We start from the raw sequence: 20,570 nt of genomic DNA, 5'->3' as shown, positions 1-20,570 counted from the left end.
CAACCGGTTATCTCCTGGGTACCCTGTTACCACCTCCTGAAAATGGGGGCAGATGAATATGCGCCGTCGCGGTAGATACTGCCCCTACAACGCCGATGCCGTTGTGCACGTTGCCGTAGGTCATCTCCGGCTCGGAGATCTGTCTGAACGACTCTTCGTCGCTGTGTGGGTCATATCTTCCTTTTCGGTAATAGGGGTACAATTCAGGAGAAATAAGCGTGAACTGCACTTCGAGAGGCGGATTGAGCACTTCCGTTTTTACCGGTATGTAGACGGGATACCCCCATTCCGTTGTCTCCCCGGTCTTCTCGTAGGTAGTGAGGATCGGATAATAGTCGGTAATCGAGAAATCGAGCGTGTAGCTGTTGTTTCGGAACAGCTTGTCTGAAAATATTGCCGAGTCGAAATATTTTACTCCTTCGTAGGATGGACCCTCCGTTAAGAGATCCTCGAGGAGGCTACTTCGGTAGCTCTCCTTAAAAATGGGATCATCATTTGTATACAAACCGAGAAAGTATCCGTTCATATCCGGGTGGTCTGGTATCCGGTCGTTGCAGCTTCGCAGTCTTAACATGAAATATTGAGACAGCTTGGAAGGTGGAGTGGTGATTGACGCCCTTATGCGCAGATTGCGGTATAGTTCCTCTGCATGGATGCTGTCAGGGTAGAGGGTGCCTACTCCATAACCGGGATAATATTCGTTGTTGATCTCCTCCATGATTCTTTGTGCCGTGAAGAAGGTGGCTGTGTCGATCCGGTTGATCTGTGGCGGCAACGGTATGGTGGTTTCCGCCCAGGCGGTATTGAACCCTTCTGCTGAGGCCTCGATACGGATCCGGTCTCCTGTCTTGGGACGCACGGTTGAACGGAAAAGGGTCATCAATGCGGTATACTGAAACCCGAGACGGTCTTGGTTTGTATTGCTCTCGGTGCCGATCTTCACCATTTTCTCCCGTTCTTCGCCGTTGATGTACAATGTGAGGGTAGCATTACCCAGGCGACTCTTTTCGGTAAACGTGTCGGTATAGAGAAAACTTTTGCTGACCCTTATCTCGATGAGTGAATCGGGAGAGATGATACCGTTCATCACAATCCTGGGCTTGTAGCCATCCATATCCAGTCTGATCTCTTTCTCACAGGCGGCAAAAAGGAGCGGCAAAGTCATCAGCAGTATTGTTTGCAGTATGTATTGTGGACGCTTCATTTTTTTAGAATTTATAAGTATAGGAGAAGGAGGGAATGATGGGGAAGAGACAGTAACTCTGGTATGCCGGAATACTCTTTTGCGGATATCCGTCTACCGTGTCCGGATTGGGAGCGAATTTCTCTGAAGGTAGTATCAGAAAGGAGTTGTGGTGGGCATAGGTGTTATAGATGCTGATATTCCAGATACCCGTCCTGCCGCTCTTCTTGTGGCGGTAGTAATTGAAACTTAAGTCGAGTCGTTGATAGTTGGGCATCTTGTAATTGTTCCGTCGCTCTATATAAGGCTCCTTCACGCCATGCATGTTGATATACTCCTCCTCCGGCAGGGTAGTCCAGTTACCTGTGGCATAGATCCAGGAAAGATTAAGATCGAATTTGCGGTTGAACTTGTGCATGAAAACGGCATTGATCTTGTGCCGGTTGTCCTGTTTCGCCGGATAGCTCTTTCCCTGATTGATCTCTCCCCCGGGGAACCGCCGGTCAGCCCATGAGAGCGTGTATCCGATCCATCCCGAACTGTTGCCGATGTTCTTTTTTGCCATCAGCTCCACGCCGTATGATGTGCCAATTCCCTGTGCAACACGATCCTCCCATCTGCTATTGCCTGTAAGGATGCTGGCCCCGTCTTTATACTCCACCTGGTTGGACGATTTCTTGTAGTAGGTCTCTGCCGACAGATCAAAACCATGGTATCTGCCATAGAGCCCCGCCGAGAACTGATAGGAGGAGAGTGGCTTCACATTTTTGGTGATCGGCACCCATAAATCGTTGGGAGAATTGAGGTAGCTGCTCTGCAACAGGTGCACGTACTGACTCATCCTGCCGTAGGAGGCTTTCATCGAGAGATCGTCCCACAGGAGATAGCGTGCCGAGAGACGGGGTTGTGCGCTCAGGTAGGATTTTCCCTGCACGAAGAAGCCGGAGAGATGCATGCCGGCGTTCACCTTCAGTCGCTTGCCGAAGGCCATTTCGTCTTCGGCGTAGAGAGAGAGCTCTTTCACCCTGATTCGTTCATCGGCATAGGTGATGGTGTCGTTTTTTTTTCTTTCCCCATCAGTCTCTCTCCGGTAGATTCGACTCTCCTCGGGGCGGAAGTTGTGTTGCAGGAGGGCTGTGCCAAAGCGGATCAGGTGATTGTTGTCGTATGCATAATCAAAATCGAGGCGGTAACCCAAGTCTTCGATGCCCGACCGGTATACAGGATTAAAAAATTGGGAGGTTTTCACGAGCTCTTTTGTATCCGTCACAGGATTGGTAGTTGTATAAAAATCCTCGTTTTCCGAATAAAGCGAAATATCAGAACTGAAGCGGTTATATATCAGTGTGGCATTGGAAAATAGCTTGCTGTTCACAGCATAAGCCCAGTTCAGCGATACCATGCCTGTTCCCCAGCCGATATCCATGTTTGCCGTCTCGGTGCTGTGGTTGGTAACCGGATAGGCTTCGGCTTCTCCCGTTGTTCCGTCATACTGGTTCGTACTTCCGTACCTTGATTCGTTGTTGAAGAACAGTTTGTCTTTGCCGTTGTACAAGCTCAGATAGAGACGGCTCTTGTCTGAAAACTTGTGATTGATCTTCGCGTTGAAATCATAAAAATAATAGGCAAAGTCAATTTTATCGTGGTTTTCCGGATCGTCTTTTTTGTTTTGCCGGTTCATGAAGTAGAGTGCCGGCCGCACAAGCAAGTCGAGATAAGTGCGGCGGAGCGAGACAGAGAATGATGTTTTATCCTTGACGATGGGGCCCTGCAGGTTCAGGCGAGAGGAGATGAGCCCGATGGAAGCGGTTCCGGACATCTGTTTCATATCTCCGTCGTTCATCCGCAAATCAACTACAGATGAGAGCCGCCCGCCATACCGCGCCGGAAAGCTACCCTTGTAAAAATCCATTGTTTTCACCGCCTCGGGATTGAAGGTGGAAAACAGCCCCAACAGATGGTGCACATGGTAGAGCGGATTTCCATCCACAAGGTAGAGGTTTTCATCGGCATTGCCGCCACGTACATATAACCCTGCCATGGCGTCGCTACCCACTGCCACACCGGGCAGTTGCTGCAGGACCTTAATCACGTCGTGTTCACCCATTAATGCCGGAACAGCATTCAGTGTTCCGGCATTAAAACTGATCTTCCCTGTTTCTGCATGTTGTATCGGGTTTCGCAAGTCACCCTCCACCACGACCTCCTTCAGTGACGAAGAGGGACGCAGATAAAAATGGATCACGGTGTCCTGTGTTACGATAAAAGGATGGTGTTCGGTGGCATATCCCACATAGCTGGGGCGGAGGGTTAAACTCCCTGGTGGAAGGGTGAGGCTGTAAAACCCGAAATTGTTGCTGACGGCACCCTGTCCGGAAACAAGATCAATGATGTTGGCGGATATAAGGGTCTCATGTGATTCACGGTCATGGATAAAACCACTGATGGTGATTTCTTTCTGCCGTTTTTTCAGGATGATGAACTTATCACGAATGATAAACTGTATATCGGTCTTATCAAATAAAGCTGCCAGCACGTTCTCAATGGTTTCATCCTCTACTCGTATCGATATGGGTGGAAGTTTTTTCAGCAAATCAGGATTGTATGAAAAGCGATAATCGGTTTGGGATTCAATCTGTCTGATCAGTTCGGTGATCGATTTCCGTTCTGCGCGGATGGTGATTTTTTGCTGTTCGGATGCTCCCGTGTGGAGGCAAATGAACAGCAGAAAAAAGAGGATGTAGCGTTCCATTAAAAAAGAATAAAGTTAATTCACGATTTGTATATGGGAATCTAACGTTATATTTATGATGTTCAGGATCTCAATGATGCTTTTCCCTGAAAAAGTACTGGTCAGACGCAACGGCAACTCTTCTTCAGGTGCTTTCATTTGTACGTTGTAGTATTGTGATAACAGCATGAGCAACTGTTCGAGGGTGGCGTTATTGATTGAGAGCTCATTTCGCTCGGCGCTATAGAAGATGGATGTGTCGTCGGAGAATACGTTGATCTCTTTTCCTTTCTCCCGGTAGTGTACACGCATACCTTTTGTACAAAGAATCTGTACAGCGGGTGACTCGGGTGTGAAGAGGACTTTCCCCGAAATAACCGATAGTTCCGTTCCTTCATCGTTCTCCGACACATTGAACACTGTCCCTAACACCGTGATCTTGGCTGTGGGTGTAAAAACGATAAATGGCATGGTCTCATCGTGCGTCACACTGAAACGAATATTGCCGTGCATGGAGACATGACGGTAACGATTCCCGAAGTGACGGTCGTAGGTCAGCTCTGCCCCTTCCTGCATCACTACTTCGGTGTGATCGGGCAGACTGAATATGGTGTTGTCGGATTCAGCCAGAAGCTGACTCGGGCGGTTTACCGATATCCAGATACCGATTCCGGTGACTATCAGTAACAGGGCAACAGCTGCCACGCGTGTCACAAGTGAGAGATATTGCACCCTCCTGAATTCCTGAAGTGAATGTGTCAGCCTTTTCCACCCTTTTGCAGTATCGAACACCCCTTGACGGTAGTGCTGTGCCACAAAGCGGATAGATTCATCGATGTCGTTTCTGTTCTGTTGCATATATCAGTTTCAAACGCTTTCTATACATGAGACGCAAAAAAAATAAAATCTCTCACACGATCGCGAAGAATTTTCAATTATTCTTCCCTGTGCGGCTTATCGGTTGAAAAAACAGGGGAGTAACTCGAGCAGCTTGTCTGTTTTTATTCAGGGCAATTGTTCAGGCAAAGAAGAAAAGATAGGCATTGAAATCTTTGGTGCGCAGCGATTGCATGGCACGGAAGACATGGTTTTCAATGGTCTTTACGGTTAGCCCGGTTTGTTCTGAAATATCCCTGTAGCTTAACCCATCTCGCTTTGCCATTAGGAAGATCTGGCGACGGCGTTCCGGAAGCTCGTCAATCATCTTCCAGATGCGGGCTTCCATCTCGCTGCGTTCTTCCTGCTCATCCTCCGGCAGCAGTTGATCGTGTGCAACTGTTTCCAGCGGCGTGGTGGGCTTTGCATCGCGAATGCGGGTCAGACAATTGTTCCGAACCGCTTTATAGAGATACGATTTTATCGATTGTATCGTTTCAAGTTGTTCTCTTTTGTCCCACAGTTTCATGAAGATCTCCTGTACAACGTCCTCGGCTTCCTCGACATTACCCATGAAATGTAGAGCGTGCAGACAAAGCGGACGATAGTGGGTGTGGAAATATTTGGAAAACTGTTTCTCTGAAAACTGCATCGACAATCAGTGTTTGTAGAGATTACAAAAATAATAAAAATAGGGGATTGTGAATAAAGAAAATTGCAAAAAGGGATATGACAATCACCGCCCGCCAGGTGATCGGGGCGGTGATCAGTATCGCCGGAGCAACTATTTCTTTAGTAAGTTTCTTTATTATACTACGACGGTTCTTTTCTCCCTACTGCTTTGGAATGCGAGTTCAATGATATACATTACATTGCGGGCTTCCTCCGGCTTCACAGCGATTTCACTTTTACCCAATATGGCATCACGCAGGTTGATAAAATAGTCGCGGTAATCGCCCGGCTCACTCTCCAGTTTTCCCTGTATCTTCACTCCCTTGTATTCGGCGTTGATCGTTCCCCAGATGTTTTCCGGCTCACGTCCCCAATCCTTTCCTTGTGGAATGACACCGCTGTCGAGAGTCGCTTCCTGCACGTCGAGTCCATATTTCACGTAGGAACCTTGTGTCCCATGGAGCATAAAGGTGGGTCCCGGAATGCGGCAGATCATGCCCGATTTCAGTGTGGCGGTAAAGGTGGTGTAGTGGAGCCGTACATCGAAATGGTCGTCGGCTTTCGCCCATGCACGCTGGGAGTTGATTTCGGCCGTGACGGCTTCGGGCATGCCAAAGAACCACAACGCCTGGTCGATAAGGTGGGAACCCAGATCGTAGAAAATACCCGATCCCGGGAGGGGTTGTTCGCGCCAGGCTCCATTGGGACGAGGATCGGTACGATACCGGTCGAAGTGAGATTCGTAGTCCACAATTTCACCCAGTAGTCCACTGTTGAGTAGCTTTTTGACTGTTCGCGTGTCACTGGTAAAACGTCGGTTATGATAGACGGTCAGGATCTTATTTTGTCTGTGGGCGATCTCAATCAGTTCGTCAGCTTCCATCACGTTTACGGTGAAAGGCTTTTCCACCACCACATGTTTACCTGCCAGAAGTGCTTCCCGGGCCCATCGGAAATGATCGGTATTGGGAGAGGTGACAATGACGAGATCGATTTCAGGGTCATCAATGATACTCTTTCCGTCGGGTACGACTGCCGTCACGGGATAACGCTCTTCGATAAGTGCGATGCTTTCGGGTTTGGAGGTGCTGATCTTGGTCAGTTCATATCCCTCCACCACATCAATAAAGGGGGCATGAAAAACACGGCCGGAAAGTCCGTAACCGATAATGCCCGTGCGAATGTTGGTCGACATAGGTTATTTTTTGAGTTATAGAATGTATGTTTCCAAAGATAGGTAAATTTTGTGAAACAGATGAAGAGATGAGCGGAAAACACTGTTATCGTTTGGTAAGAAATTTTGCCAGCTGATGGGTAGCCAGCGCGCGATGGCTTATCTGATTCTTCACGTTGTTACCCAACTCTGCGAATGTTTGATCCTTTCCTTCGGGTATAAAAACCGGATCATACCCAAACCCGGCTTCTCCTCTTCTCTCTTCGATGATCTTTCCGTTAACCACCCCTTCAAAGAAGTGCTTTTCATTGCCCAGCAGCAGTGCTATTACCGTACGGAAGCGGGCATTACGGTTCTCTACTCCCCTCAGTGCATGGAGCAGCTTCTGCATATTGTCTGCCGGGTTGCATGCTTCGCCGGCATAGCGTGATGAATAGACTCCCGGGGCACCGCCGAGTGCTTCCACTTCCAGGCCTGTGTCATCGGCGAAACAATCATAGCCATATTTTTCTTTCACATAGTGTGCCTTAAGAAGCGCATTCTCCTCAAGCGTAGTACCTGTTTCCTCAATCTCATCGGTACAATGGATATCGTCGAGGCTGAGGATTTGTAACAATCCGTTTGTTATTTTCCGGATCTCATCGAGCTTGTGTCTGTTGTTGGTCGCAAATACTATTTTATTCATTGTCGTTGTTGCTCGCGCATTTGTTGTTCTCTCTGTTGTTCTCTCTGTCTAATGGTTGCTTCTCTTTTGCGTTGCCGCTCCCGGAGCTCCCTTTCACGTTGGCGGATCTTCTCCTTTCTTTCCTTTTCCCGTTCTTTCAACAGTTTTTCCCTGCTTTTGTTTGTGACTGCTTTCTGATTTTGTCGTAATGCCTCGGCCGCTTTTTGTTCAAGCTGCTTCTTCAGCTCCTCCATCGTTTTTGTTCTGTGGGTTGATGATGATTGCGCGGGAAAGGGAGTGGCTGTTTCGGGATAAGATGAAGGCCTTGGTATGGACTCGGTTGCCGGTTCCCTGACTGAAGAGCGTTTCAGATAGGCCCGATAATAATCCTGAAATAAATATGCCTGTTCCGGATTGGTCATCAGGGTGGAATCGCTGTTCAGTCCATCTGCAGGCAAGTCGGGTTTTATAATGGAAGAATTTTTTTCAGTCGGGTCCGGTATTTCGGTCGTGACCGGCCTTTCTTGCAGCGCCAATTGTGCCAGGGTGGCATTTCTGCTGAATTCGGCCGGTGTCCTAAGTCCTTTCACATCCTCAAAAGCCCGGTACGCCGCTGCCTTTTCGCCGTTAAGAGCATAGATTTGTCCAAGCAAAAACTGAAGACGCTTTTTTTGTCTGAAATTTCTCTCCCTGTCAATGGTTTTCTTCAGCCAGGGGATGGCGGCAGCATACTCTTTCCTGTGAATGAGCCAGGCAGTATATGTCTCCAAGTACAGATCGTGCAGATGGGGCGGGAGAGTCTTACTTTGCAGCATATAGATGATGTTCTCGGCATCATAGGTTCGGTTTGTCTCCGTATAGATCCGCAGCAGCCAAATCTCGGTCTCGGTGATCAGGTCTTTTTCCTGCTTGAACAGGCGCTGAATTTGCATAAATGTTTCCAGTGCATCTTCGTAATCCCTGTTTTGCAGATGAACTTTACCCAGCAGCATCCAGACGTTGTGGATGAACGGATTAAATTCTTCCTGCTGCAGCCATTGCCTCAATGCCTGTGTCTGCGGTTGAGAAGGGTTACGTCGTGGCTTTGCGGTAATGGAATGTGTCTGGATGGCCTTCAACAGTTTGTCTGCTACCGGGTCGAACGGGCCGCCGTGTGTTTTCTCCTCCTGCACGGGCACAGAAGGATAAAAGGGGAGTAAGGTCGTATGGTTTTCAGGGAAGTTATCCGGCTGATTTTCCAGAATCTCATTATAAGCCTCTGATGCATTAAAATAGATATTGTAACGGGTGGTCAGTTCGTGGTAGGCGCGTGTGCCCGGGGTGTTCTTTTTGGTAGAACAACCCATGCCAAGAATCATTCCGGAGAGAATGATTACGCAATATGCCGTATTTATTTTTATCGTCACCACAATCCTTTTTAAAGAGTAACGAGTTCCTTTTGTTAACGACAGAAACAGGGTTTTATTTTGCCAATTGCATCTTTTTGGCTTTTATTCCGATGGCTTTCACTGCTTTGGCAAGGAAAAACATGACGATGAGTACGAAGATGATGAACGCACCCGACGGCACATTCAGATAGTATGACAGAATGAGTCCGGTCACACAGCCCATGAAGCTGAAAACAACGGAAAGAAAAATGATTTTAGAGTAGTTCACTGTAAAAAGGTTGGCGGTCATCTGCGGGACAGTGATTAGCGACATGAGCAGGACAATGCCAACCAGGCGGATGTTCAGCACAATGGTGACAGCCACGAACAACATCATGGTATATTCAATAAACTGGGTTGGAATACGCCGGGTTTGTGCGAACTCGGTGTCGAACGATACGGAGACGATGGCATGATAAAAAAGTGCAAAAAACAGCACCAATGCAAACGACAAGACAACCAGAGCCATAATGTCGGCTGGTGTGATCGTGAGGATATTTCCAAACAGATATTCCGACAAGTTGGGGGCATATCCCGGTGAGAGGAAGGTAAGTACAATACCCAGGGCCATGCCGAGCGACCAGAAAACGGCGATGGCGGAATCTTCCCGCACGTTCTGCCTGCGGGAAAGCCATTGGATGCCAAAGGCGGAAAGTATGGAGAAAGCCATGGCAGACAGGATGGGATGGAGAGAGAAATAAAAACCTATGCCCAATCCCCCGAAGGAAGCATGTGTAATGCCTCCGCTGATAAATACCAACCTGCGTGAAACAACGTATGTTCCAATGATGCCGCAGGCGATGCTCGCGAAGAGGCTTCCCAACAGGGCATTCCGGAAAAAGGCATACTGAAGTAGTTCGGGGATATTCATCTGTCCGGGGTCAGGCGTGCATCTTATGCTCTCTCAGTTCATTTACAAACATCAGCACTTCATCTTTCATCTGATCGGGAAGAGAGATTTCCCGCATTTGCAGGCTTCGTACCCAGCGCGGTTTTTCCTCATCGAGGACGGAGTAAAATACTTCTCTGAATTCATCCACTTCAGTATTCTTATATTGACCCGAATCGCGACGGACAAACTTGTCGAGTTCCTCGTCGTCGAAGTACTCCGGTTTCTCTACAAAAGCAGCAATGAGGCTGTCTTTTTCACACACCTCGTGTGCACCACAGCAACCCCCTTCGCCCAGATCGATGGAGGGAGGGGGCATCACACGGGTTTGTGTATTTCCTCTTTTTCGCTGGATAAGATTGGTGATGGTCAGGGCCAGCACAAAAAAGAGAATGATACCGATAAATAATACAATGGGTTGCATAATCAGTTTCCTTTCTTCTATTCTTCTATAATAAACCCCGCGTCTCTCAAATCATCCCAGAAGCGGGGGTATGATTTGGTTACAACATGCGGGTCGTTGATAATCAGTGAACGGAATGTGATAGCTCCTGGTGTGAAGGACATGGCCATACGATGATCATCGTATGTATTTATTGCAGGTTCCTTCTCCGGGAAACAACGCTCTCCATCCCATTCTAGCATGCCGTTCTCTCTTTCCCTGAGCACAAAGCCCAGCTTTTTTAATTCATCGATCAGGGCCTGTACCCGGTTTGTCTCCTTGATCTTCAGGCTCTGTACGCCCGAGAAAAGAAACGGTACACCCATAAAACAACAGGTAGCCGCAAATGTTTGTGCCAGGTCAGGTTCATTGACAAAATCGTGAAAGAATTTTTTGGCTTTTTTCTTTGTATGACGAATGATTACTCCCTCTTCTATATATTCCGTGGTGACTCCCAGGTCGTTGAACAGGTTAGCGACATTGGCATCGCCCTGCAGGCTTTTTTTACGTAATCCCTGCAGTCTGATTTCAGCACCGGGCATCAATGCAGCCAATTCGTACCAATAGGAGGCTGCGGACCAGTCGGTCTCCACTTCCAATTCAATGGCCTGATACTGCTGCGGCTTCACAAGAATATCGTTGCCGGCCCACTTGGCTGTAACCCCGCACTGTGCCATCATTGCCATGGTCAGGTCGATATAGGGTTTGGAAACAATCTTTTTTTCGATGTGCATGATCAGTCCGTTCTCCATGAGCGGTGCAATCATCAGCAAGGCAGATATGAATTGCGAACTGATATTGCCGGAGAGATACACTTCTCCTCCCTTAAGTTTTCGTCCTTTGATTCGTAAGGGAGGGAAACCTTCCTTTTCGAGATATTCAATCTCGGCGCCCAGTGCAGTGAGTGTTTCCACCAGCGGATGGATGGGACGTTCATGCATTCTTTTGGACCCTTTGATGATCCACTCTCCTTCCATGCCTGCCAGGAAGGCAGTGAGAAAGCGCATGGCCGTACCCGCACCTTTTACGTCGAACATGTTGGAATCTGAATTGAAAGCATCAATGATGACCCTGGTATCTTCACAGTCGGAAAGATTCCGGATAGGGTAGTGGCTTAGGCTGAGGGCGTTGAGTATAAGCGCCCTGTTGCTCATGCTTTTTGATGAAGGAAGTTGCACAGTGGCACGAATCGTATCGGGAGGATAAATTTTATATTGCTTTGGCATCTCTGTGGAGCTTTTGGTACAAAAATAATCATTTTAAAGCGAAGACAGGCAGTTTCTTTTCTGTTTTAGGTTGTTTAAAATCCTTTAATTAATTTTCCGTCTCTTTCCGGTGATTTTCAGTACTTAGTCTTGTCGGCAACTGTAACGTGCCGGTATGTTGTCAGCCTGTTAGACCATAGATAAATATGGCGAGGATGGCAGGAGGTACTATATAACGCAAGAGGAAGATATAGGTTTTCAGAAAACCGATAGCTGGCTTCAGTGTTCCCTGGTTGGTCAGTTGTGCATATACCAGCTTTTTGTCCAGATACCATCCCACAAAAAGGCTAATGAAGAAACCGCCGACGGGAAGCATGAACTTGGCAGAGCTGATGTCGAGTAAATTGAAAAAAGAAACCGAGAATGAGGAGATCATTCCCAGGATGATGACACCCACGGTGACAATAAGGGTACTCATTTTTCGGGAGAGGCGGTACTCTTCATGCAAATACAGAGTGACTACTTCCATCAATGAGATGGTGGATGTAATTGCCGCGAGTGTCAGCAGACAGAAAAACATGGCTGCCCATAACATGGAGGCCGGCATCTGATTAAATAACCCGGGAAGGGTGATGAAAAGCAGACCGGGTCCGCCGGCTACCAACTCATCGACAATGGTTTCGGGGTTGGTTGTCAATGCAAAGGCGGTTGGAAAGATGATCATTCCGGCGAGTATGGCTACCAGCGTATCGAGAATGGCTACCTGCATCGCAGTTTTTGTGAGGTTGATGCGATTATTGAAGTAGGAGCCGTAAGTAATCATACAGCCCATACCGATGGAGAGGGAGAAGAAGGCTTGACCCATTGCATCGAGAAAGACAGTAGGCTTCACCTGTTCCAGGCTGGGCATAAAGAGGAAAGAGAGGCCGCCGGAAGCACCTTCCAGCGTGATAGCCCGCAGAGCAAGAATGATAAGTAACAGAAAGAGTATCGGCATCAGGATCTTCGATGATTGTTCGATTCCCCTTTTCACGCCCGAGAGGATGAAGAATGATGTCAGGAGGGTGAAGAGAACCATCCATGAAATTTGTCGCAATGGGTTGCTTAGCAACGAAGCGAAGTTTGCTGAAAAATCATTTACAGCATACAGGTTTCCTGTGACAGATTGCATCAGATAGTCCAGGGTCCATCCGCAAACTACCATGTAGAATCCCATGATAATGAAACCGGTAAGTACGCCCAGCCTGCCCACCCATTTCCAGGGCGTACCGGGTGCCAGTTTGTGAAAAGCCCCTGCTGTGTTGGCCTGGGACGACCTTCCCACAATAAACTCGCTGACCATCAGCGGTATACCAAAAAATAGAATGCATCCAATATAAACCAGGATAAAGATTGCCCCTCCCCCATCGGCTGTCTGACTGGGGAAGCGCCATATATTACCCAAGCCGACGGCAGATCCTGCCGCCGCAGCGATTACCCCTATTTTGGAGGCAAATGTTATCCTTTTTCCGTTCATATGTTTATTCTTTTATCTCACAAAGACCCACTCATTGTCTTTAGACAGGGCAGGATAGAAGAAGTACTCTTCGTAGTGGAACCCCTTTACATCCTCCGCATGGGTGATTCTGTTTTTGATGATATAACGGGCCATCAGTCCCCTGGCTTTTTTGGTGTGGACGATAATTTGTTTGAACGAATCATTCTCATGTTGTAAAAACCGGATATCGATAATGCGTAAACCTGCAGGAAGTGCGTTTTTCCGTATCACCTTTGCATACTCACCCGAAGTGACGTTGATGATTGTTTTTTCTTCCCTCTTGAACCGGTCTGCGAGATATCTGTTTACTTTCTCCTGCCAGAATTCGTAGAGGTTGCGATAGCCTGAGGATACAACCGGTCTTTGCATCTCCAGACGATAGGGCCTGATAAGGTCAAAAGGGCGTAAAATGCCATAGAGACCCGAAAGGATATTGAGGTGATGTTGTGCAAAAGCAATATCATCATCCAAAAAATCATGCGCATTCAATCCTGCGTAGGCAATACCGTTATAAGCCAATGCTGCAGCACGCTGAGGCGTAGTTCGGAAGTAAAAGGTCTGAAACTGCTCATAAACCTCACGTGCCATTTTGGGGTTGATTTTCATGATTGTTCCAATCTCTTTCTCCGACAGCTGCTGACAAACGGCAATCAGTTCCTTCGTTTTATCCGGAAAAAGCGGCTCTGTGGTCTTGCACTTGTCTCTTTTGTCCGGAAAAGAAATCAGTTTTGCTGGCGACATCAATACTTGCATGGTCACAGCCTCCATTCCACACCTTCTTTGGTGTCTTTCAGGGTAATGCCGGCCTCCTTCAGGGCATCCCTGATCTTGTCCGAGGTAGCCCAATCCCTGTTGTTTCGGGCCGACTGACGGATGTCGATAATCAGCCGCATCAGTCCCTCTATTACCTCGCTTCCGGCCGTTTGTCTTGTCTCATCTACCAGCCCCAGCACCTCAAAGATGAAGGTATGCATGATCTTTTTCAAAGTGCCCAGATCTGCTGCAGTGAGTGTTTCTTTTTTGTCGAGCGCAGAATTGATGATGCGCACTCCCTCAAAAAGATGGGCAATGAGCATGGGACTGTTAAAGTCGTCATTCATTGCCGCATAACAGCGTTGCTCCAGCTCGTTGATGTTCACCGAAGAGGAGTCTGAAGTTGTAATTTTTTCCAAAGCAGAGAGGCTTTCCATCAATTTCTTATAACCTTTCTCAGCAGCCTGCAGCGCATCGTTTGAGAAGTCGAGCGTACTCCGGTAATGTGACTGGGCCATGAAGAAACGAACCGTCATGGGAGTGTAGCCCCGTTCCAGCAGGGGATGATTACCGGTAAAAAGCTCTTTGGGGAGGAAGCCGTTGCCGGCACTTTTCGACATGCGTGCCCCGTTTACAGTGAGCATGTTGGTGTGCACCCAGTATTTTACGGGTGCGGTGTGATTGCATGCCTGCGACTGGGCGATCTCGTTGGTATGGTGTGTAGCCTGCAGGTCCATGCCTCCGCCATGAATATCGAAGGTTGTTCCCAGATACTTGGTACTCATGGCCGAGCACTCGATGTGCCATCCCGGGAAACCCCACCCCCAGGGTGAAGGCCATTGCATCAGCGTCTCAGACTTTGCTTTGATCCAGAGGGCAAAGTCGAGGCGTCCTCTTTTTTCATCCTGGCCGTCCAGTTCACGTGTTCCTTCCATCATATCTTCCAGTTTCCTGTTGGTCAGCGTGCCGTAGTCATGCTCCCTGCTGTATTTTTCTACATCGAAGTAGACACTACCGCTTACCTCATAGGCATATCCCGCATCGAGTATCTTTTTAATCATTTCGATCTGCTCCAGGATGTGGCCGGTGGCAGTGGGTTCAATGCTGGGAGGAAGGGTATTAAAAAGTGCCAGTACTTCATGAAAGCCGAGGGTATATTTTTGCACGATCTCCATCGGCTCGAGCTGCTCCAGTTTGGCTTTTTTCGCAAACTTGTCCTCACCTTCATCACGGTCCCCCTCCAGGTGCCCCGCATCGGTTATATTCCGCACATAACGCACCTTGTAGCCGAGATGAAGCAGATAACGGTAGATCAAATCAAAAGAGATGAATGTGCGGCAATTGCCTAAATGGATATCACTATAGACAGTGGGTCCGCATACATACATGCCAACGAGGGGTGGGTGGAGCGGTTCAAAAGCTTCTTTCTTCCGATTTAGGGTGTTGTAAATAACCAAATTGTTTGCCTTATCTGTGTTCATATTGGGGCTGGTAATTTTAAAAAGGCAAAAATACAAATTTATGCGTTAAGATTGGCAATCCGAATGAAAAAGAGCAGAAAGTCAAAAGCGTTTGATGGAGGTTTGCCAATATTTTGATACTTTTGTCGTTTCTTTAAACAAACTAACCATTATATGTATTTTATGACACGTAAAATTTCAGTTGCACTTCTGCTCTTCTGTGTGTTTGGAGCTGTCCATGCACAAAATTTACAGTTGCATTTTGATCCGCGTCATTCTTTATATGGCGATGATGTATCACCTTCGAATTATCTGACCGCAACCTTTGAGATGTTTAAGGCAGACCGCTGGGGAAGTACATTCATGTTTGCGGACTTCGATTTCAATCACGACAAAAAAAATCCCGGACTTGTTTATGCCGAGATCGCCCGTGAATTTAAACTTGGCGATTTTCCACTTTTTCCCCATATCGAATATAACGGTGGACTGGGATTAAGAAGAGGGTCCGATGCTGGTTTCTCCATTCCGGCATCTTATATGGCAGGGTTCGGTTATCCGTTCCAATTGGGTGAATTTTATATGAACACCTATGTGGTCTATAAACTGAATGCTTTCCAGGAGGTGAGCAACGATGTACAGTGGACGGTCACCTGGAATGCATCGCTGGCAGGTGGTAAGCTCTCCCTGGGCGGATTTGCGGATCTTTGGACGGAGGATAAGTCTTTTACTGAAGGCAGCGATGCCGGAGGGAAAAAAATGGTTTTCCTGAGTGAGCCTCAGATATGGTATAACGTCACGTCCAACTTTTCGTTTGGAAGCGAAATAGAGCTGAGTTACAACTTTGTAAACAAATTCACTGAAAGTAAATTTTATGCCATTCCTACCCTGGCCACAAAGTGGAATTTTTAATGTATAAGACGGGACAATTATGCTGGAAAAAATTTTCAAGTTAAAACAAAACAAGACCACAGTACGTACCGAGCTAATAGCCGGAATCATCACCTTCCTCACCATGTCTTATATTCTGGTGGTGAATCCCAATATCCTTAGCGCATCGGGCATGGATAAAGCTGCACTGTTCACCGCCACGGCACTTGCCAGTGTGCTGGGGACCCTGTTTATGGCATTTATCCCCAACCTGCCCATCGCGCAGGCACCGGGTATGGGATTGAACTCCTTCTTTGCTTTCTCGGTGGTGCTCGGCCTGGGGTACTCCTGGCAGATGGCGCTCACGGCCGTTTTTATTGAAGGTATTGTCTTCATTATCCTTACTTTTTTCAATGTGCGCGAAATGATTGTAAAAAGTATCCCCACGACGATCAAAAATGCCATCCCGGTAGGAATTGGCCTTTTCATTACTTTTCTTGGCCTGCAGAATGCCGGGCTTATTGTAAGGGATGAAAACACGATGGTCACCCTTGGAACCATGTCGAACCCGCATGTATGGATCGCCTCATTGGGCCTTATTCTTACAGCCGCACTCTATTTTAAAAAAGTACATGGCGCTTTTCTGATTGGAATTGTGGCGGCTACTGTGTTTGCAATCATTCTTGGACTTGTAAAGTTACCTTCGGGAAATATCGTCTCCCTGCCTCCTGATATCTCTCCCATTTTCATGCAGTTTGAATGGACTCAAATATTTACGCTCGACATGCTTATTGTGGTATTTACTTTCCTCTTTGTAAACCTGTTCGATACAATTGGCACACTTTTGGGTGTTGCATCCAAAATTGGAATAACCGACAAAGAGGGTAATTTTCCACAGATAAAAAAGGCACTCTTTGCCGATGCCCTCGGAACTACTTTCGGTGCGCTGCTGGGTACCAGCACGGTGACGTCATATGTGGAGAGTGCATCTGGCGTAGCTGTAGGGGGACGCACCGGTTTAACGGCTCTCTCCACGGCGACTATGTTTGCCCTGGCGTTATTCCTGGCTCCTCTCTTTTTAATGGTTCCCGCATCTGCTACCGCTCCGGCGTTGATCCTGGTCGGATTATTTATGATCACGGCGGTGGTAAAGATCAATTTTGACAATATGACGGAAGCTTTGCCCGCCTTTCTAACCATCGTGATGATGCCCTTTACCTTCAGCATTGCACAGGGGATTGTCTTTGGTATGTTGTCGTTTGTTTTGTTGAAAGCAGTAAGCGGAAAATGGAAACATATCTCTGTGACTATGTGGGTCATATTTGTGTTGTTCATCGTTAAACTGGTGTTGGATGCAGTGAAAGTCCTGTAAACAATAGGGAATTCATTTGTTTTTTATCGATGGATTGAGTACTTTTGCGCTCTTATACAAATCATTATAAAAAATTATTTTAAATATTTATGGCAACAACCGCTGATTTCAGGAACGGCATGTGCATCGACCTGGAAGGACAATATTACTTTATTGTTGAATTTCTTCATGTAAAACCCGGCAAGGGTGCTGCATTTGTGCGTACCAAACTGAAAAATGTGACTACGGGACGTATTCTCGAAAAAACCTTTAACTCCGGCGTAAGGGTAGATGAAGTACGTATTGAACGTCGTTCTTTTCAGTACCTGTATCGCGACGACATGGGATACAATTTCATGAACACCGAGACCTTCGAACAGATTCCTATTCCGGGGGAGCAGATAGAAGGTGTTCAGTTTCTGAAGGAGGGAGATGTGGTGGAAGTGCAGATGCATGCCGAAAGCGGTAGTATCTTGACTGCAGAAATGCCTACACATGTGGTGTTGGAGATTACTTACACCGAACCGGGTATCAAGGGGGATACGGCAACCAACACATTGAAGCCAGCTACCGTTGAAACCGGTGCGGAGGTGCGTGTGCCCTTGTTCATCAACACGGGAGAAAAAATTAAGATAGATACACGCGATGGCTCTTACGTGGAACGTGTGAGAGAATAATTGCAGATCTGTTTTCAGCCTTACTTTACACCAGGGCGGGCATGTGATTATATATGTCCGTCCTTTTATTTTCCCGCGAGGGGGAACTTCCGGTTCATTTTTTTTATGTATGTTTGTCGCATGTAATTTCGGAAACGGAACATCATGAGCAAGTTAAGTATCAAGCAGTGGGCCGAGGCGGATCGTCCGCGGGAGAAACTGGTTCTCAAGGGGGTTTCTGCACTTTCGGATTCCGAATTGATTGCTATTCTGATTGGATCCGGGAATGACAGGGAGAGTGCTGTCGAGTTGTCTAAACGTATTCTGCTCAGTGTGGAGAATGACCTGAACCGGTTGGGAAGAGTGGGTGTGACCGATCTGATAAAGCAGTTCAGAGGTATCGGTGAGGCCAAGGCTGTTGCCGTGATTGCCGCACTGGAACTGGGCCGAAGAAGAAAAGCGACTGAAGCGGTCGAACGCAGGAAGATAACTTCCTCGCGTGATGCCTACGATCATTTTTATCCTATCCTCTGTGACCTGAATCATGAGGAGACCTGGGCGCTGCTTACCGACCGGTCCAATAAGGTGTTGAACATGCTACAGGTGAGCAGGGGAGGGATCTCAGGCACAGTGGTGGATATTCGCCTGATCCTCCGCGAGGCGCTGGGACACTATGCTTCCGGCATCCTGTTGGGACACAACCATCCATCGGGAAATAGCCGGCCCAGTCCGGAGGATACAAAAATTACGAGGAAACTGAAGGAAGCCGCACAGTGGATGGATATCACCCTGCTCGACCATATCATTGTGTGCGGAGAGAGCTATTACAGTTATGCCGATGAAGGGATATTGGGGTAAAATAAACAATATGCCGGATAATCGGTTTAATAAATAAACAGGCAAGTTATGAACGAAGAATTACAAGCATTACAAGATAAGATAGTAGTCATGCTCCGTACGGTATATGATCCCGAGATACCGGTAAATATTTACGATTTGGGAATGATCTACGATGTGGACATTGATGACCACAACAACGTAACCATAGAGATGACATTTACATCGCCCAGCTGTCCCGCTGCCGATTTTATTCTGATGGATGTGCAGCTAAAGGTGGAGTCCATTCCGGAAGTGAACAGCCTGGACCTTAATCTCACTTTCGATCCTCCCTGGGATCGTTCCATGATGAGTGAGGAGGCTTTGCTGGAACTGGGGATGATGTAACTCCGCGACGACTTTGAACAGCATAACCGTGAGTAAAAAAGTCTATTTTCTCGCCGATGCCCATCTGGGTTCCCTGTTTCATACCAACACAATTGATGCAGAACGTAAGTTATGCCGGTGGCTTGATTTCGTGAAGCAGGATGCGTCGGCAATTTATCTTTTGGGTGATATCTTTGATTACTGGTTTGAATACAAACATGTGGTGCCGAAAGGATTCACCCGTCTGCTGGGTAAACTGGCAGAGGTGACCGATGCCGGGGTGGAGGTCCATTTTTTCATAGGGAACCACGATATATGGCTCACCGATTATCTCACGAAAGAATGTGGGATGATCCTTCATTTTGAGCCGCTGACAACCGACATACAAGGAAAAATATTTTTTCTGGCACATGGTGATGGCCTTGGAGATGAATCATGGTCGTTTCATCTGCTGCGGAAAATATTTCACAGCAAGTTTCTGCGTAAGTGCTTCTCTGCCATACATCCCCGATGGACGATTCCGCTGGCACATGCCTGGTCAAACAGCAGCCGTGAGAACGGCGGTGTGCAGCCGTATCTTGGTGAAGAGCGGGAATATCTGATCCTTTTTGCGAAAAAAAAGCTGATTGCATCGCCCGATATCAACTACTTCGTTTTCGGGCACCGCCATATCCTGCTCGATCTACCCATAGCGGAACAGGTTCATGTGATCATGTTGGGTGACTGGATTACTTTTTTCTCTTATGCCGTTTTCGACGGGGAAATGGTGAAGCTGGAACATTTTGAATCCGTGTAGGCCTATGCTTGCCTGTACCGTATGAAATCAGTGGAGCAACATCCCCACTAATGAAAATATCCTTGCAGGATTACATCAACTTCCTGAAAAAGTCCCAGATGACAATGCCTGCCGTGACCGACACGTTGAGGGAGTGTTTTGTGCCATATTGAGGGATCTCGATGCAGCCGTCACATGAATCCACTACAGATTGTTGTACGCCGTGTACTTCATGTCCGAAGATTACGGCATATCTTTTTTCTTTTTCCAGTACAACCGATTCTAGTGAGAGGCTGTTTTCAGCCTGTTCAATGGCAAAAACGGTATAACCGGCAGATTTCAACGTCTGTACCGCCTCTGGAGTCTCTTCGAAATAACGCCATTTGACCGCATCCTCAGCCCCGAGAGCTGTTTTATGGATATCCACATTGGGTGGCGTCGCCGTGATGCCGCAGAGTATAATCTCCTCTACACGAAAGGCATCGCTCGTCCGGAAAACCGATCCGACATTATGCAGGCTCCTTACGTTATCGAGTACCACAATCAGGGGAATTTTCCGTGCTACACGGAACTCACCTACACTGATGCGGTGTAGTTCCTCAAGTTTCAGCTTTCGTCTTTTCATTGATTTGTTATCAGCTATCAGTTTTTTAGAATTAAACAGTGTAAGTACAGCGGTTGGAGATAGACCCACAGCTCTTGTTA

At 47.4% G+C, this 20,570-nt stretch carries 20 protein-coding genes; 6 read left to right on the top strand and 14 right to left on the bottom strand.

Features of this window, described 5'->3' with window-relative positions; translation table 11 throughout:
• Nucleotides 1-7: 7 nt before the first annotated feature.
• The 13 genes from AC1HCU_RS12625 to cysS all read right to left on the bottom strand — a co-directional run bounded on the left by AC1HCU_RS12625 (nt 8) and on the right by cysS (nt 15,034).
• Nucleotides 8-1,204: a DUF4249 domain-containing protein gene (locus AC1HCU_RS12625; protein WP_480366482.1), complete on the bottom strand. Its 1,197-nt coding sequence runs from the start codon at nt 1,202-1,204 to the stop codon at nt 8-10.
• 4 nt (nt 1,205-1,208) lie between these two features.
• Nucleotides 1,209-3,935: a TonB-dependent receptor domain-containing protein gene (locus AC1HCU_RS12620; RefSeq protein WP_480366480.1), complete on the bottom strand. Its 2,727-nt coding sequence runs from the start codon at nt 3,933-3,935 to the stop codon at nt 1,209-1,211.
• Nucleotides 3,936-3,950: 15 nt separating this feature from the next.
• Nucleotides 3,951-4,772, bottom strand: coding sequence for a FecR family protein (locus AC1HCU_RS12615; protein WP_480366478.1), 822 nt, complete (start codon nt 4,770-4,772; stop codon nt 3,951-3,953).
• Nucleotides 4,773-4,932: 160 nt separating this feature from the next.
• Complete coding sequence (locus AC1HCU_RS12610) at nt 4,933-5,442, bottom strand: RNA polymerase sigma factor (protein WP_480366476.1); 510 nt, start codon at nt 5,440-5,442, stop codon at nt 4,933-4,935.
• 156 nt (nt 5,443-5,598) lie between these two features.
• Complete coding sequence (locus AC1HCU_RS12605) at nt 5,599-6,657, bottom strand: oxidoreductase (protein WP_480366474.1); 1,059 nt, start codon at nt 6,655-6,657, stop codon at nt 5,599-5,601.
• Nucleotides 6,658-6,742: 85 nt separating this feature from the next.
• On the bottom strand, nt 6,743-7,321 hold the full coding sequence (locus tag AC1HCU_RS12600; protein ID WP_480366472.1) for a non-canonical purine NTP diphosphatase: 579 nt from the start codon (nt 7,319-7,321) through the stop codon (nt 6,743-6,745).
• The gene (locus tag AC1HCU_RS12595; RefSeq protein WP_480366470.1) at nt 7,318-8,706 is read right to left on the bottom strand and encodes a tetratricopeptide repeat protein; all 1,389 of its coding nucleotides are present in this window, start codon (nt 8,704-8,706) and stop codon (nt 7,318-7,320) included. Before AC1HCU_RS12595 ends, AC1HCU_RS12600 begins: the two co-directional genes overlap by 4 nt.
• A 55-nt stretch (nt 8,707-8,761) precedes the next feature.
• Complete coding sequence (locus AC1HCU_RS12590) at nt 8,762-9,598, bottom strand: metal ABC transporter permease (RefSeq protein ID WP_480366469.1); 837 nt, start codon at nt 9,596-9,598, stop codon at nt 8,762-8,764.
• Nucleotides 9,599-9,608: 10 nt separating this feature from the next.
• Entirely contained in the window at nt 9,609-10,040 is a 432-nt protein-coding gene (locus tag AC1HCU_RS12585) for a phospholipase (protein ID WP_480366467.1), read from the bottom strand.
• A gap of 17 nt (nt 10,041-10,057) precedes the next feature.
• Entirely contained in the window at nt 10,058-11,284 is a 1,227-nt protein-coding gene (aroA, locus tag AC1HCU_RS12580) for a 3-phosphoshikimate 1-carboxyvinyltransferase (protein ID WP_480366465.1), read from the bottom strand.
• A 160-nt stretch (nt 11,285-11,444) separates the two neighbouring features.
• The gene (locus AC1HCU_RS12575; RefSeq protein ID WP_480366463.1) at nt 11,445-12,779 is read right to left on the bottom strand and encodes a sodium-dependent transporter; all 1,335 of its coding nucleotides are present in this window, start codon (nt 12,777-12,779) and stop codon (nt 11,445-11,447) included.
• Nucleotides 12,780-12,791: 12 nt separating this feature from the next.
• The gene (locus AC1HCU_RS12570) at nt 12,792-13,568 is read right to left on the bottom strand and encodes a YaaA family protein (protein WP_480366461.1); all 777 of its coding nucleotides are present in this window, start codon (nt 13,566-13,568) and stop codon (nt 12,792-12,794) included.
• Complete coding sequence (cysS, locus tag AC1HCU_RS12565; protein WP_480366460.1) at nt 13,556-15,034, bottom strand: cysteine--tRNA ligase; 1,479 nt, start codon at nt 15,032-15,034, stop codon at nt 13,556-13,558. Before cysS ends, AC1HCU_RS12570 begins: the two co-directional genes overlap by 13 nt.
• Nucleotides 15,035-15,196: 162 nt before the next feature.
• Here cysS and AC1HCU_RS12560 point away from each other — a divergent pair, with 162 nt between their 5' ends.
• The 6 genes from AC1HCU_RS12560 (at nt 15,197) to AC1HCU_RS12535 (ending at nt 19,886) form a co-directional block, all read left to right on the top strand.
• On the top strand, nt 15,197-15,922 hold the full coding sequence (locus tag AC1HCU_RS12560) for a DUF5020 family protein (RefSeq protein ID WP_321721980.1): 726 nt from the start codon (nt 15,197-15,199) through the stop codon (nt 15,920-15,922).
• A gap of 19 nt (nt 15,923-15,941) precedes the next feature.
• Nucleotides 15,942-17,252, top strand: coding sequence for an NCS2 family permease (locus AC1HCU_RS12555; RefSeq protein WP_480366458.1), 1,311 nt, complete (start codon nt 15,942-15,944; stop codon nt 17,250-17,252).
• A gap of 89 nt (nt 17,253-17,341) precedes the next feature.
• Entirely contained in the window at nt 17,342-17,908 is a 567-nt protein-coding gene (gene efp / locus AC1HCU_RS12550) for an elongation factor P (protein WP_480366456.1), read from the top strand.
• Between the two features lie 144 nt (nt 17,909-18,052).
• Nucleotides 18,053-18,745 carry a RadC family protein gene (gene radC, locus AC1HCU_RS12545; RefSeq protein ID WP_480366454.1) on the top strand — a complete coding sequence of 231 codons (693 nt, stop codon included), beginning with the start codon at nt 18,053-18,055 and terminating at the stop codon, nt 18,743-18,745.
• A gap of 48 nt (nt 18,746-18,793) precedes the next feature.
• Nucleotides 18,794-19,111 carry an iron-sulfur cluster assembly protein gene (locus tag AC1HCU_RS12540; protein ID WP_480366452.1) on the top strand — a complete coding sequence of 106 codons (318 nt, stop codon included), beginning with the start codon at nt 18,794-18,796 and terminating at the stop codon, nt 19,109-19,111.
• A 28-nt stretch (nt 19,112-19,139) separates the two neighbouring features.
• On the top strand, nt 19,140-19,886 hold the full coding sequence (locus AC1HCU_RS12535) for a UDP-2,3-diacylglucosamine diphosphatase (protein ID WP_480366450.1): 747 nt from the start codon (nt 19,140-19,142) through the stop codon (nt 19,884-19,886).
• A gap of 70 nt (nt 19,887-19,956) precedes the next feature.
• Here the strand turns inward: AC1HCU_RS12535 and AC1HCU_RS12530 are convergent, their stop codons facing one another.
• Nucleotides 19,957-20,490: an RNA methyltransferase gene (locus AC1HCU_RS12530; RefSeq protein WP_480366448.1), complete on the bottom strand. Its 534-nt coding sequence runs from the start codon at nt 20,488-20,490 to the stop codon at nt 19,957-19,959.
• Nucleotides 20,491-20,570: the final 80 nt, after the last annotated feature.

The organism is Proteiniphilum sp. LBM24028, assembly GCF_056629195.1.
Note: the sequence above shows the minus strand (reverse complement) of the source record. Positions and strands in the feature narration are given on the sequence as shown.

What these genes read in the sequence shown, in the direction of transcription:
- AC1HCU_RS12625 (WP_480366482.1), bottom strand. Translation starts at nt 1,204, where the DNA reads ATGAAGCGTCCACAATACATACTGCAAACAATACTGCTGATGACTTTG.
- AC1HCU_RS12620 (WP_480366480.1), bottom strand. Translation starts at nt 3,935, where the DNA reads ATGGAACGCTACATCCTCTTTTTTCTGCTGTTCATTTGCCTCCACACG.
- AC1HCU_RS12615 (WP_480366478.1), bottom strand. Translation starts at nt 4,772, where the DNA reads ATGCAACAGAACAGAAACGACATCGATGAATCTATCCGCTTTGTGGCA.
- AC1HCU_RS12610 (WP_480366476.1), bottom strand. Translation starts at nt 5,442, where the DNA reads ATGCAGTTTTCAGAGAAACAGTTTTCCAAATATTTCCACACCCACTAT.
- AC1HCU_RS12605 (WP_480366474.1), bottom strand. Translation starts at nt 6,657, where the DNA reads ATGTCGACCAACATTCGCACGGGCATTATCGGTTACGGACTTTCCGGC.
- AC1HCU_RS12600 (WP_480366472.1), bottom strand. Translation starts at nt 7,321, where the DNA reads ATGAATAAAATAGTATTTGCGACCAACAACAGACACAAGCTCGATGAG.
- AC1HCU_RS12590 (WP_480366469.1), bottom strand. Translation starts at nt 9,598, where the DNA reads ATGAATATCCCCGAACTACTTCAGTATGCCTTTTTCCGGAATGCCCTG.
- AC1HCU_RS12585 (WP_480366467.1), bottom strand. Translation starts at nt 10,040, where the DNA reads ATGCAACCCATTGTATTATTTATCGGTATCATTCTCTTTTTTGTGCTG.
- aroA (WP_480366465.1), bottom strand. Translation starts at nt 11,284, where the DNA reads ATGCCAAAGCAATATAAAATTTATCCTCCCGATACGATTCGTGCCACT.
- AC1HCU_RS12575 (WP_480366463.1), bottom strand. Translation starts at nt 12,779, where the DNA reads ATGAACGGAAAAAGGATAACATTTGCCTCCAAAATAGGGGTAATCGCT.
- AC1HCU_RS12570 (WP_480366461.1), bottom strand. Translation starts at nt 13,568, where the DNA reads ATGGAGGCTGTGACCATGCAAGTATTGATGTCGCCAGCAAAACTGATT.
- cysS (WP_480366460.1), bottom strand. Translation starts at nt 15,034, where the DNA reads ATGAACACAGATAAGGCAAACAATTTGGTTATTTACAACACCCTAAAT.
- AC1HCU_RS12560 (WP_321721980.1), top strand. Translation starts at nt 15,197, where the DNA reads ATGACACGTAAAATTTCAGTTGCACTTCTGCTCTTCTGTGTGTTTGGA.
- AC1HCU_RS12555 (WP_480366458.1), top strand. Translation starts at nt 15,942, where the DNA reads ATGCTGGAAAAAATTTTCAAGTTAAAACAAAACAAGACCACAGTACGT.
- efp (WP_480366456.1), top strand. Translation starts at nt 17,342, where the DNA reads ATGGCAACAACCGCTGATTTCAGGAACGGCATGTGCATCGACCTGGAA.
- radC (WP_480366454.1), top strand. Translation starts at nt 18,053, where the DNA reads ATGAGCAAGTTAAGTATCAAGCAGTGGGCCGAGGCGGATCGTCCGCGG.
- AC1HCU_RS12540 (WP_480366452.1), top strand. Translation starts at nt 18,794, where the DNA reads ATGAACGAAGAATTACAAGCATTACAAGATAAGATAGTAGTCATGCTC.
- AC1HCU_RS12530 (WP_480366448.1), bottom strand. Translation starts at nt 20,490, where the DNA reads ATGAAAAGACGAAAGCTGAAACTTGAGGAACTACACCGCATCAGTGTA.